Annotated in this window: 14 protein-coding genes; 6 read left to right on the forward strand and 8 right to left on the reverse strand. The window is 66.3% G+C overall.

Going from position 1 to position 12,494, the window contains the following annotated elements; genetic code table 11:
• The first annotated feature begins 55 nt into the window (after positions 1–55).
• Together ACYQ26_RS14350 and ACYQ26_RS14355 are read left to right on the forward strand one after the other, a co-directional pair.
• Positions 56–931: a phosphatase PAP2 family protein gene (locus ACYQ26_RS14350; protein WP_459809583.1), complete on the forward strand. Its 876-nt coding sequence runs from the start codon at positions 56–58 to the stop codon at positions 929–931.
• A 117-nt stretch (positions 932–1,048) separates the two neighbouring features.
• Positions 1,049–1,351 carry a HalOD1 output domain-containing protein gene (locus ACYQ26_RS14355; RefSeq protein WP_459809584.1) on the forward strand — a complete coding sequence of 101 codons (303 nt, stop codon included), beginning with the start codon at positions 1,049–1,051 and terminating at the stop codon, positions 1,349–1,351.
• A gap of 49 nt (positions 1,352–1,400) precedes the next feature.
• Here ACYQ26_RS14355 and ACYQ26_RS14360 read toward each other — a convergent pair whose 3' ends face one another.
• The 7 genes from ACYQ26_RS14360 to trmB form a co-directional block, all read right to left on the reverse strand.
• The gene (locus ACYQ26_RS14360; protein ID WP_459809585.1) at positions 1,401–1,715 is read right to left on the reverse strand and encodes a carboxypeptidase regulatory-like domain-containing protein; all 315 of its coding nucleotides are present in this window, start codon (positions 1,713–1,715) and stop codon (positions 1,401–1,403) included.
• A gap of 136 nt (positions 1,716–1,851) precedes the next feature.
• A complete protein-coding gene (locus ACYQ26_RS14365) occupies positions 1,852–2,925 on the reverse strand; it encodes a Gfo/Idh/MocA family protein (RefSeq protein WP_459809586.1) in 1,074 nt (357 codons plus the stop codon).
• A 192-nt stretch (positions 2,926–3,117) separates the two neighbouring features.
• Positions 3,118–4,305 carry an ABC transporter ATP-binding protein gene (locus ACYQ26_RS14370; protein WP_459809587.1) on the reverse strand — a complete coding sequence of 396 codons (1,188 nt, stop codon included), beginning with the start codon at positions 4,303–4,305 and terminating at the stop codon, positions 3,118–3,120.
• Between the two features lie 16 nt (positions 4,306–4,321).
• Positions 4,322–5,359, reverse strand: coding sequence for a carbohydrate ABC transporter permease (locus ACYQ26_RS14375; RefSeq protein ID WP_459809588.1), 1,038 nt, complete (start codon positions 5,357–5,359; stop codon positions 4,322–4,324).
• Positions 5,359–6,396: a carbohydrate ABC transporter permease gene (locus ACYQ26_RS14380; protein ID WP_459809589.1), complete on the reverse strand. Its 1,038-nt coding sequence runs from the start codon at positions 6,394–6,396 to the stop codon at positions 5,359–5,361. The genes ACYQ26_RS14375 and ACYQ26_RS14380 overlap by 1 nt, the downstream gene beginning before the upstream one ends.
• The gene (locus ACYQ26_RS14385) at positions 6,386–7,861 is read right to left on the reverse strand and encodes an extracellular solute-binding protein (protein WP_459809590.1); all 1,476 of its coding nucleotides are present in this window, start codon (positions 7,859–7,861) and stop codon (positions 6,386–6,388) included. Before ACYQ26_RS14385 ends, ACYQ26_RS14380 begins: the two co-directional genes overlap by 11 nt.
• A 375-nt stretch (positions 7,862–8,236) precedes the next feature.
• On the reverse strand, positions 8,237–9,301 hold the full coding sequence (gene trmB, locus ACYQ26_RS14390; RefSeq protein ID WP_459809591.1) for an HTH-type sugar sensing transcriptional regulator TrmB: 1,065 nt from the start codon (positions 9,299–9,301) through the stop codon (positions 8,237–8,239).
• Positions 9,302–9,599: 298 nt separating this feature from the next.
• Here trmB and ACYQ26_RS14395 point away from each other — a divergent pair, with 298 nt between their 5' ends.
• Positions 9,600–10,664, forward strand: coding sequence for a mechanosensitive ion channel family protein (locus tag ACYQ26_RS14395; RefSeq protein WP_459810753.1), 1,065 nt, complete (start codon positions 9,600–9,602; stop codon positions 10,662–10,664).
• A gap of 87 nt (positions 10,665–10,751) precedes the next feature.
• Entirely contained in the window at positions 10,752–11,189 is a 438-nt protein-coding gene (locus ACYQ26_RS14400; protein ID WP_459809592.1) for a universal stress protein, read from the forward strand.
• Positions 11,190–11,195: 6 nt separating this feature from the next.
• Here the strand turns inward: ACYQ26_RS14400 and ACYQ26_RS14405 are convergent, their stop codons facing one another.
• The gene (locus ACYQ26_RS14405) at positions 11,196–11,606 is read right to left on the reverse strand and encodes a universal stress protein (protein WP_459809593.1); all 411 of its coding nucleotides are present in this window, start codon (positions 11,604–11,606) and stop codon (positions 11,196–11,198) included.
• A 149-nt stretch (positions 11,607–11,755) separates the two neighbouring features.
• Here ACYQ26_RS14405 and ACYQ26_RS14410 point away from each other — a divergent pair, with 149 nt between their 5' ends.
• Both ACYQ26_RS14410 and ACYQ26_RS14415 read left to right on the forward strand, forming a co-directional pair.
• Positions 11,756–11,995, forward strand: coding sequence for a DUF5816 domain-containing protein (locus ACYQ26_RS14410; RefSeq protein ID WP_459809594.1), 240 nt, complete (start codon positions 11,756–11,758; stop codon positions 11,993–11,995).
• 182 nt (positions 11,996–12,177) lie between these two features.
• The gene (locus tag ACYQ26_RS14415; RefSeq protein WP_459810754.1) at positions 12,178–12,486 is read left to right on the forward strand and encodes a DUF7116 family protein; all 309 of its coding nucleotides are present in this window, start codon (positions 12,178–12,180) and stop codon (positions 12,484–12,486) included.
• Positions 12,487–12,494: the final 8 nt, after the last annotated feature.

Genomic DNA, 12,494 nt, shown 5'->3' on the forward strand with positions numbered 1-12,494 from the left:
ATGACGGAGCTTGTAAAGGTTAATGCCATCGCGACCATAATACAGCAAAACCCGCATGTCGTTCCTCGCCGTCCTCCTCGAGCTCGCCCTCGTCGTCGCCGCGATGCTCGCGACGGCGTCCCTGGCGATCGTCGGTCCCCGCCGGCTCGCGTCGTCGCTCGACGACGCCCGCCGCCGGCTCGAGACGTGTCTGGTTCCGCTGCTCGCACTCGGAAGCGTCTTGTTCCTTCGCTGGTTGACCGCCGACATCGCCGTGCGGCTCGAGCACCGGGTCTTCGGGAACAACATCACCCACTGGTTGTTCAACCTCGACCGGCTGGTCTTTCCGGAGAGTCCGGTCAGTCTGCTCCAGTCGTTCCAGTCGCCGGAGCTGACGTCGTACTTCGCCTTCGTCTACGTCTACGGTTACGCCTTTCTCCTCCTGTTTCCGTTCGTCGCGTACTTTTCGCTCGACGAGACGGACGAGCTGACCGACCTCATCCTGGCGTTCACCGCGAACTACGCCATCGGCCTGTGCTGTTACGTCCTCTTTATGGCGTACGGACCGCGAAACTTCGATCCGCTGTTGTTCGACGGGCTGCTGTACGACGCCTTCCCGCAGATCCGGGAACTGACGAGCAACGTGAACCAGCCGACGAACGTCTTTCCGTCGCTGCACACGTCGCTGTCGATGACCGTCCTCATCTTCGCGTGGCAGACCCGCGAGCAGTACCCGACGTGGGTGCCGGTCGCCGGCGTCCTCGCGATCAGCGTCGTCGTCGCGACGATGTACCTCGGGATCCACTGGTTCGCCGACGTCATCGCCGGCACGCTGCTGGCCGCACTGAGCGTCCGCATCGGCCGCAACTACACCGTCGACGGGGCCACCGCGTCGGTCCGCCGGTATCTCGGCGCTCGATTAGACGCCGGCGGCCGAACGGACGGCGACTGACCGACTATCGACCTGCGTCGCCCTTCGAACGCTCGAGCCGTCAAGGCCGACCAAGTGTTGTAAAACAAATGTCACATTTTCGCTAGCCTTATCCGACGGAATCCGCTAGCCGGACGCATGCCCTTGCCAGCGGACTCGTCGACGTCCGGCGATTCGGTTCCGCCGAGTCAGGCGATCGTCGCCGCCGTCGCCGACCACGAGGGCGTCGACGTCACCGAGATCGAGCCCCCGGCCTACGACCCACTGTACACGGTCGTCAACCCGGAGGCGCTCGACGAACTGTTCGACCTGCCCTCGGCCGGTCCCGCCCGCGTCCACCTCGAGTACGAGGGCTACGCGATCACCGTCCACAGCGACGGCCGCGTCGACGTCAGCGATCCCTCCGCGGACGAATCGGTCGGCCGGCCGGTCGAGGACTGACGGCGACTCCGCGGCCCAGCGCTCGGTCCGCGCGGAACGCGGCCGAGACTCACCGCTGCGCGGTTCGCGGGCGCCAATCGAGCGACGCCCCGGGAACGGCCCGGACGAGGGCAGTCGTCGGTTCGTACGCGACCCGGTCGGTCGAGGGTTTGCGCGCGGTTAACTTCCAGAACCCGGGCGCGTGGAACGTGAACTCGCAGTACCCCGCCTCGTCGGTTCGGCGCCGCTTCGACCCGGAGCCGGCCTCGACGATCGCTCCGTCGATCGGTCGGCCGAGGCCGTCGCGAACCCGCACCGCGAGTCGCTCCCCGACGGAAACCTCGCCGCGCTCGAGCGCGAGCGTGAGCGATCGTTCGACTTGCATGCGAGTTCCTACCACGCGTGTACTGAAAGCGGATTCCTTGCAACAGCGCGCACAGTACTCGGCGCTCGAGGCTAGCGCGAACGACGAGCGACGCGTCGGCCACGGTTGCGAACGCAGTCGGTGACCAGTCCGGCGTCTAGTCCTGCTCCTCGATGGTGATCGTCTGGCCTTCGTCGCTCGAGCGGTAGATCGAATCGATGATCCGCTGGACCGACAGCGCCTGCTCGATGCTGTCGTCGCGGTCCTCGCCGGCCACGATCGCGTCGAAAAATGTCTTCTGTTCCTCTGTGTGAGTATCGTTCTGTCGCGTTTTGACGGACGTATCCTCGAGGTGGTCGGGACCGACCGTACTCGCCGAGTGAAAGCTGAGATCGCCCTCGAGGAGGTCGAACCGCGCGGCCGACTCGGTGCCTCGCACGACGAACTCGTGGTCGGCCGGGCGGTTGGTCGCCCACGCCACCTCGAGGCTGATCGTTCGGCCGTCCGCACAGCGGACGAACGCGCTGGCGGAGTCGTCGACGTCGAACTCGCCCGGGCCGGCGTCCTCGCCCCACATCTCGAGGTAGGCGTACTCCTCGCGCGAGCCGAAGTCGCCCCGCGTAACGCCGCTTACCTCCTTGACCGGCGGATAGCCGAGCAGGAAGAGCGCGAGGTCGATCGCGTGGACGCCCAGGTCGATGAGTGCCCCGCCGCCGGCGATCTGCCGGCGGGTGAACCACGAGCCGCGGCCGGGGATGCCCCGCCGGCGCACGTAGTTGGCCTCGACGTGGGTCACGTCGCCGAGATCCCCCCGTTCGATCCGGTTCTTGACGATCTGAACCGCGTTCGCGAACCGGTTGTTGAAGCCGACCATGCAGACGCCCTCGGAGCCGTCGGCCGCGGCGGCGATCCGCTGGGCGCTCTCCAGCGTGTGGGCGAGGGGCTTCTCGAGGAGGACGTGCAGGTCCCGTTCGAAGGCGTCGACTGCGTACTCCTCGTGGTACTTGTTCGGCGTCGTGATGATGACGGCGTCGACGGTGTCGTACAGTTCCTGATGGTCCTCGTATACTTCGACGTCGTACCGACGGCCGAACCGCGTCCGCGCCTCCGGAGCGACGTCCATGCCGCCGACGATCGGGACGCTGAGGTCGACGAGCCGTTCCGCGTGGTACTGTCCGATGTTGCCGAGGCCGACGATTCCGGTCTTGATGTCGCTTCGATCCATTGTCATCGCTCGTGTTGGGTCACTCGTTCGATCGTCGCACTATACACTCGATGTTGCTATATCGAATCTATGCGCTGGACCGCCTTTGATGCATTGCCAAACCGCCCGTGACGAGGGTCGGTCCGAGCGCCTCGGCTCGACGCCGAGTCGGCGGACGCGGGCTCCGTCTCGATCTTGTTCGGCCCCGTTCTCGACCGTTCAACTGTCGGCTTCCGTCGGCGTCGTTCCGGGCTCGCGCTCCGAGCGATCGGTCAGCCCGTGGCGCAGCGCCTCGCCGGTCGCGCCGTCGAACAGGTGGATCTTCGAGCGGTCGAGGACGACGTCGACCTCCTGGGCCTCCCGGATGTCCGTATCCGGGGTGACGCTCATCAGCAACTGATCCGACGACGTCGCCGGATCCTGGTCCATCGAACTCTCCGCGGTCTCCGAGAGCAGCAGGTAGACGAAGATCTCGTCGCCCATCGGCTCGAGCACGTCGGTCCTGGCGTCGATCGGCGCCGTGGTGTCGGTCAGCGAGTCGGTCTCCTCGACCAGGTGGACGTCTTCGGGGCGAACGCCGAGCGTGATGGTGTCGCCGACGGCCGCACCCGGTACGTCCTCGGGCCGGAGGTCGACGCGGAAGTTATCGGTCTCGAGGCCGTCTGCGGTCAGTTCGCCCTCGGCGAAGTTCATCGAGGGCGAGCCGATGAAGCCGGCGACGAACAGGTTCGCCGGCTCGTTGTAGCAGGTCAGCGGCGGGGCGATCTGCTGGAGTTTGCCCTCGTTCAGGACGGCGATCCGGTCGGACATGGTCATCGCCTCGGCCTGATCGTGGGTGACGTAGATGACCGTCGTGCCGAGTTCGCGGTGGAGCCGCTGCAGTTCCGTGCGCATGTGCACCCGGAGCTTCGCGTCCAGATTCGCCAGCGGCTCGTCCATCAGGAACACGTCCGGGTTCCGAACGATCGCGCGGGCGATCGCGACGCGCTGGCGCTGGCCGCCCGACAACTCGTCGGGCATCCGATCGAGCATCCCCTCGAGCTGGACGATGTCGGCGGCCTGTTCGACGCGGCGCCTGATCTCGTCGTCGTCGTACTTCCGGAGCCGGAGGCCGAACGAGATGTTCTCGAAGACGTCCATGTGGGGGAACAGCGCGATGTTCTGGAAGACCATCGCGACGCCCCGATCCTTCGGGGCGAGGTTGGTGACGTCGTCGTCGCCGATGAAGATCTTGCCGTCCGTCGGCTTGGTCAGCCCGGCGACCGTCTCCATCGTCGTCGACTTGCCACAGCCGGAGGGGCCGACGAACGTGACGAACTCGCCGTCCTCGATCTCCATGCTGATGTCGTCGACTGCGGTGACGTCTTCGTAGCGTTTCGTGACGTGGTCGATTTGTACGCGTGCCATTGTGAATCACCTGGTGTTATTCTTTGAGTGCGCCTGCGGTCAGTCCGCTCACGATCTTTTCCTGGGCGACCACCACGAGGACCGCGACGGGGATCACCCCGATGATGCTCGCGGCGGCCATGAGGTGGTACATCACCTGGTACTGGCCCTGATAGGCGAGGATCCCCTCGAGGATCGGCGCCCAGTTCTGCGGTTGGCCGTCGGTCATCAGGAACGAGAAGAAGAACTCGTTGTAGACGGCGATGAACGTCAACACGCCGGCGGTCGCGACGCCGGGCGCCGACAGCGGGATGATGACCCGGAACAGGGCGCCGAGCCGGGTCGTCCCCTCCACTCTCGCGGCGTCCTCGAGGCCGTCGGGAATCTGCGCGTAGAAGGTCGTGAGGATGAAGATCGCCAGCGGCATGAAGATCGCCGACAGCGGCGTCACGAGGGCAAAGGGCGTGTTGTAGAGGGTGCCGTTCCCCGTGATCGGCCGGAGGATCGCGAAGTGGGTGTTGAACATGTCGTTCAGCGGGATGAAGAACGCCGCCGGCGGGAAGAACGAGATGATCAACACGAGCAACATTAGCGGCGTCCGGCCGGGGAACTCGAGGCGGCCGAAGGCGTAGCCCGCGAGGCTGCCGACGACGAGGACGACGATCGTCGACCCCAGCGCGATCACGAAGCTGTTAAACATGTACCAGTGGAACGGGATGACCTGGAAGACCTCGACGAACGCGCCGGGGTTGAATCCGTTCGGCGTAAAGACGATGTCCTGTAGCTGCCCTTCCGGCGTCAGCGCGACCATGAGCAGCCAGTAGAACGGGAACAGCGTCGTGAACAGGAAGAAGATCGCCGCGACGTAGAACATCGCGCGGTAGACCCGTCCCGGGTTGGAGATGGAGTCGGCCACCCACTGCTGGAACGGGCCACGATCGAGGTCCGCGTCGCGGTCCTGCTCGAGGACGTTGCCGCCGCCGTCCGGGCGGCGCAGCGTCGGATCTCGCTCCGGGTCGATACCGCCGTCGTCGGGATCGGTCGTCGGATCGGTGGAGTCGTTCGGGTCGGTCATTAGTAGAGCCCTCCTTCGGTGTCGCGGAACAGGAGCACGTAGCCGCCGATGATCAGGCCGATCACGAGCGCCGTCGAGAACGCGACCGCGGCGGCCGTCCCGTAGATGCGCGTGCCGCCGAACATCGCCTCGACGACGAGGCAAGTCAGCGACGGGACCGTCGTACAGCCCGCCGTCGCCTCGATCAGCCCGAAGACGCGCATCGCGTCCATCGTGCGGAACAGCATGGCGACCAAAAGCGCCGGCATCACGAGCGGCAGCGTGATCATCTTGAACCGCTGCCAGGGCGACGCACCGGCGACGCGGGCGACGTCGTAGAGGCTCCGGTCGACGCTCTGGAGCCCCGCGAGGATCAGCAGCGCCATGAACGCCGAGGACTTCCAGATGTCGGCCACGAGGATGATTGTGAACGCGTCCTGGCTGTTCGCCAGCGGACTTGAGCTGAAGATCCCGAGCCACTGCATCAGGTCGGTACCGAACCCGACCGTCGGCTGGAACAGCAGGAAGAAGATCATCCCCTGGATGACGATCGGCACCGCCCACGGGAGGATGATCGCCACGCGGACCCAGCGTCGGCCCCGGAAGTCCTGATCGAGCACGTACGCCTGGCCGAACCCGATCAGCGTCTCGGCGACGACGCTGATGACGGCGAACGCGAGCGTGACGAACAGCGCCTGCTGGAAGAGCGGCGTGCCGAACTCGACGAACGGGAACGACGAGGTCAGCGCGACGTCGAGGAACTGCCGCGCCAGCCGCGCGTTCCCGACGAGGATGTCGACGTAGTTCTCCGGGCCGACGAACCCGCCGAGCGGATCCATGCCCCGCGTCTGGTTGGCTCGCAGCGACATGAGGAAGGTCCGGATCAGCGGGTAGAACGCGATCAGCGTCAGCAGCGCGAACGCCGGGAGCAACAGCAGGTACGCGTAGGCGGCCTCGCTCAGGTTCTCCATCCAGTTGACGACGGCGTTGCCGGTCCGCTCCCGGTCGGCGTCGGACTCCCTGCCGATCAGCCGCTCGTCGTCGGTATCAGTCGCCATTCGATCCCACCTCCGCTTCGCTCTGTTCGAGCTCCTGAGCGAGCTCGTTCATCGCGGACTGGGGCGATTGGACCCCGCGGTACGCCGCGTTGACCGACTGGTAGATCAGCGCCGACTGCTCGGGCCAGAGGTCCGTCGCCGGGCGCGGAACCGCGTTCTCGCTCGCCTTCTGGACCACGTCCGCGTAGCGGACGACCGGCCCGACCTCCGACGCGTCGGCCTCCGCGACCAGATCCAGGTTCGGCGGCAGGAAGCCGCCGAGCTGGAAGATCGTGAGCATGACCTCCTCGTGGGAGAAGGCCTTGAGGACCTCTAGCGCCTCCTCCTGGCGGTTGGAGAACGGACTGACGGCGAGGTTCCACCCGCCGAGCGCCGCGGCGGTGCCGCCCGTCCCCTCGTACTCGGCCTCCTCCTGCGAGACCGCGTACGGCCGCGTCATGACGCCGAGGTTGTCTCCGAAGACCTCCTCCGTGCCGGTCTGGGCGATCGCGTACGACCAGTTCCGGTTCGAGACGGCGTTCCCGTCTGCAAACGGGTTGAGCGACTGCTGTTCGGTCCACTGAACGATCGCCGAGGGACAGATCTGGGGGTAGCCGTCGAGGGTGTTCTCCTCCTCTCCCTCGATGAACGAGCGCATCATCCGAATCGCCTGAATGACCTGCTCTCCGTCGACGGTGATCGGTCGTTCGCCGGCGAGGAACAGGTTGTCGAGGCCGCCGAAGTACGCCCCGCCCCAGGAGGTCATCACCTCGTTGAACGTACAGCAGGACAGCCCCTCGTAGGCGGCCGCCTGGGTCGTGAACCCGTAATCGACGCCGGCCTGGTCGCGCGCGTCGGCGATCGCGTGCGAGAACTTCTCCCACGACGGCGGATTCGTCGCCCAGTCGTCGGTATCGTACCCCGCGTCCTCGATGAAGTCCTCCCGATACAGCGTAAACCCCAGGTCGGGGAACAGCGGCAGGGCGTGGAGGTCGCCCGTCTCCGGGTGTCGAGCCGTCTCGAGGATCGCGTTGAGGTAGGTGTCGTTAACGCGCTGGAGCAACTCGTCCGGAAGCTCCTCCGTCAGGTTGACCGTCTGATTTCGAAGGATGAACGGCACCGTCCATCCGCTGTCCATCATGTGAATGTCCGGGGGTGCGCGCCCCGCCTCGAGCGCCGACTGCGTCGTCTGCATTCGCTGTGCGGAGTCGCTGACGACGGTCTGTACCTCGACGCGGATGTCTTCGTCGAGGCCGGCGTCCCAGAGGGCCTTCTGGATCGACGGCTCGTCGCCCTCGCTGTGCATGATGCCCGCGACGTCCGAGGCGGCGGTCATCACCACAGTGTTGGGTTCCCGACCCTGCCCGACGCAGCCGGCGACGGCGACCGTCCCGGCGGCGGTCGTCGCCGACGCGGCTTTCAGGAACGATCGGCGTTCCAGACGCCCCGTCGGACGGTCGCGCCTCCCGTCGGTATCACGTCCCATGACCAGTGATCGGTCCACCTTCGGGGACTTAATTGTTGGCAATAAATGTTGTAATAAAATTTGACTCTCTCTCTCCCGTGCCGGTTACGGGACTACTGCCGATCGTAACGACAGCGCCGTCGATTCGGCCCTGAACTCGCGGCCGTCGGCGCCGCCGCCCAATCAGCTATTTCCGATCGACGGTCGGCACCTGCCAGCAGATAACCGATAGGTCGACGGCCCGTACCCAACGGAACGACGGACGATGAGTCTAGAGGGGACAATCGGCCGCGGGAGCGGTGCAACCGGCGTCGTCGATGGCAGGGGTAGAATGCGACCGAGGAACCCACGTCGACGATCGGTGCCGGTCGAACCGCGATGCTCGCGCTCGAGCGGTCAGTCGTCGATCGCCGGCGGCTCGTGGCGGCCGATGTGGATCTCGTGGGCCTCGACGTCCTCGAGCGCGGCGACCCGGCCACCGACGGTGACGCGGTCGCCGTCGTCGGTCTCGAGGGTCAGCGCCGCCACTTCCTCGCTCACTTCGAAGGAGATGTCGAGAACGCGCCCCTGGACGACCCGCGAGCCGCCGACCTCGACGTCGCGGCCCTCGATCGTCGCGTAGAAGTCGCCGCTCTCCTCGATGAGGTCCTTCACGCACCGGCGGATCGAGGCGTACTTGCGGGGGAACCCGCGAACCGAGCCGTCCTCGCCGAGCGTGCGCTCGGCGGTCGTCCAGAGGACGGTTCCGAAGAAGCCCGAGACCAGAAAGCCGAGCGCCGATCGGTTGAAGATCACGCCGTACCGATCCTGGTCGTCCCGCAGCGCGTCCTGGGTCGCGTACACCGAGTAGTTGCCGTCGGCGACGGCGACGACCGGCGTCGTGATGCCCCGCCGCGCGCGGGCCGATGTCGCGACCGACTCGTAGTCGAACTCGGCCGGATCGGGCGCTTCCGCGCCCGGCGTCACGATTAGATCGACGCTGACGCCGGCCTCGACCGCCGCCTCGAGCTCCTCCCGAAACCGCGTCAGCAGGTCCGGCGTCAGCGACAGCGAGAGCTCGTAGTCGGCGTCGACGATGACCTCCTCGAGGTACCGCAGGATCGTCGACCGGGACTTGACCAGCGAGACCGCCTCCGTATCGCGGGCGGGGGCGGTGTAGCGGGCCTCGAGCTCGTCGATCATCTGCTCTAAGGAGTTCTGGACGTCGTCGAACGCCTCCGCGGGATCGATCGCGACGACCTTCATCGGGCGGGACTCGCGCAGTTCGACCAGCCCGCGGTCGCTCAGGCTACGGACGGTGTCGTAGACGCGCGGCTGGGGAATCTCCGTCCGATCGGCGATCTCGCTGGCCGTGAGCTGCCCCTGCTCTAAGACGGTGAGATAGGCGTCGATCTCGTACTCGCCGAGGTTGAACCGATCCCCGACGTGCTCGACGGTCGAGCGCAACTCGTCTGGTGCCATATCGCTCGCAACGGACCCTGCGAATAAATTATTTATTATTTCTCGAGTAGCACGCGTTTTCGAAATTAGGTAGTTTTCGATCGTCGCGCGGGTCCGCCGGCGGCGTTTCTCAAGGCGGTCGGATCGGTCGCGTATGCGACCCGGGCCGGCGACGAGCGGGGATCCGGACCGAAACTCGCGACCGGTCAGAACCCTTAACCAGTGTGGGGCTGAGTGTGCTGCCATGCGCGCGGTCGGGCAGACGACCCGAAACGACACCGACCAGGTCGGCGGGAACGCCACGGGCGGGGTCGACCAGATGAACGAGAGCGAGACGGTCGAGGGGTTCCAGGAGCTACTGCCGACGTGGGCTCCGGAGTACACCGCGCAGGTCGTCCTCGCGGCCGTCGTCCTCGTCGTCGGGTGGTACCTCTCGAAGCTCGTCGTCCGCCTCGCCGGCCGGACCGTCGCTCGGCGGATCCAGCGGCCGAGCGTCACGCGAACGGTCCTGCGCGGCGTCCGCGTGTCCGTGCTACTGGTCACGCTGGGGGTCGTCGCCAGCATTCTCGGCGTCGGAAACACGCAGATCCTCCTCTCGGTGACCGTCGTGTCGGCCGTGATCGCCGTCGTCCTCGCGCCGCTGGTCGGGAGCCTGATCAACGGCTTCTTCGTCCTGGCCGACCGGCCCTACGAGATCGGCGACATGATCGAGGTCGCCGACGCGGGCCACCGAGGGTTCGTCGAGGACATCACGATCCGCTACACCAAGATCTTCACCCTCCAGAATACCTTCATCGTCATCCCCAACTCCGAGATCCAGCAGCGCGACGTCGTCAACTACTCCGCGGAGGACGAGCGCACGCGCGTCTCCCTACAGTTCGAGATCACCTACGGGAGCGATCTCGAGGCGGCCCGGCGAGGGGCCGAGCGGGCGGCCCGGAGCGTCGACACCGTCATCTCGGGCGGGCCCGACATCCGGATCGGCAGCGCGCGGTACCGCGCCGCGCCGATGTGCGCCATCAACGAGTACGGCGATAACGGAGTCATTCTCGAGCTGTTCTTCTGGATGAAACACCCCTACAAGCAGGCCGTCGTTCGCTCGGCGGTCCAGGAGGCGATCCACGATCGCTTCGCCGAGCTCGACGTGGAGTTCGCCTACCCGCACCGCCATCACGTGTTCGACGAAACCAGCGGCGTCGCACGAATGGCGGTCGACGGACGGCGTCCCGAGCGGTCGTCCGGAGGCGACCGGGCTTCCGCCGCCGGGTCGGCCCCGGATCCCGATATCGAACCGAACCCCGACGCCGAATCGGACCGCGACCGGACGGACGCTCGCGACGGGCCGGGACCGCAGTCGGACGGCTCGGCCGATCGGAGCGAGTGACCGCCGCCGCTCGCCGCGTCGGCAACCCCAGTACCCCGGAACTCGCGGGAGGCTTTATCCGATCGCTGCCCGAACCGTCGGGTATCGATGTACGACGACATTCTGGTTCCGACGGACGGTAGCGAGACCGTCGACGAGACGCTGGCCCACGCCCTGCCGATCGCGACCGACAACGACGCGACCGTCCACGCGCTGTACGTCGTCGACAGCCGCATCACCGCCGCGGCCGGCGACAGCGACGCGGACCTCGAGCCCTCGCTCGAGGCGGAAGGGCGGGACGCCGTCGCCGAGGTACGGGAGCGCGCGGCGGACGCGGGGCTCGAGGCGGTCGGCGAGGTCGCTCACGGGACGCCGGCGAAGACGATCCTCGAGTACGCCGACGAGCGCGGGATCGATCTGATCGTCATCGGGACGCGGGGGAAAAGCCCGCGAGAGAAAGTGACCTCGCTGGGGAGCGTCTCGGAGCGCGTCGTCGACAACGCCTCGATTCCGGTGTTCGTCGTGCGGAACGCGGGGGACGAGTAACGCTACTCAGGCCGGCGCGCTCTCGACCGTGATCACTTCGCAGTCGAGGTGGTTGCGCAGGTAGCGGTCGATGTCGGGATTGTCGGTGAACCGCCGGAAGATCCGCCGCAGTCGACTCGCCTGCTGGCTGCCGATGACGACGACGTCGGCGTCCTCGGCCGCCACCTCGTCGAGGATGCTCTCCTCGACCAGAAAGCCCGTCCGGACGACGTACCGCGCGTTCTCGAGCGGCCCGAACGCGCGCTCGACGGCCTCTTTCAGATCGATTCGCGTCACTTTCTTCCCGTTCTGATAGAGGTCGACGTGGAGGACGGTCAACGCCGCATCCCGCTCGCGGGCGACCTCGATCGCCCGCTCGAGCGTTCGTCGCGAGTGCTTGGACAACGGGTAACGAACGGGAACAACGACCAGCGCCATTACCGGACCGACGATTCCTGTGCGGGTAAAGGTTTCAGTTAGCGAGCCCAGGGGTGAGTAACAGGCCCATACCGCGTCCTTGGCCCGCGATCGGCCGACGGCGGAAGCGGACGGACAGTCATTTATTTGGAGCGCGAGTAGGTACCATCATGCAACGGACCGCAACGGACGACGGGGAAACCGTCTACGTGTCCGAAACCGACGGCGACAGGGGATCGAAGGCACCCTTCCTCGTCGCCTACGAGTCGCGAGATGCGGACAGCCGGTACGGCTGGTTCTGTGCGAACTGCGAGAGCTTTGACAACGCGATGGACTCGATGGGCCGGATCAAGTGCAATCGATGCGGCAACTTCCGCAAGCCGACCGAGTGGGACGCCGCCCACGAGTGATCCGCCCGCCGTCCGCCATCGAGTAATTCGTAATTATCGATCGACGCTCGAATTTCCTCGTCGATCGTCCGTTCGCCGCGGCCGAACGGTCCGGACCGCCGAACCGTTCTCGCGAAACTGCACCAATACCAACGTTTATGATGGGGGCCCGCGTATCAACGCAGTGAATGGGACCTGTTAACATGCGACTCGTCGAGCAGGCCAGGTCGATCTTCGCCGAGTTAGGCTACACCGTTGAGGGCAACGGGCCCGAGTTCCGCGCCGAACGAGCATGGAAAGTCGTCCACGTCAACACAGTCCTCGAGACGGACGAACTCCCGTCGTCGGCGTCCGGCCAGTTCCACTGTTTCGTCGCCGAGCCGGACGACGCCGACGACCTCGAGGAGCGACTCGCCGAGGCCGAGCCGAACTACGAGTGGGCGATCATCGTCGTCGACGGGGACGACTATCAGGTCGAACGCGCACCGCCGGGCCCGCGGGCCTCGGCGTAAAACAGGTC

Source organism: Halopiger thermotolerans, assembly GCF_054654555.1.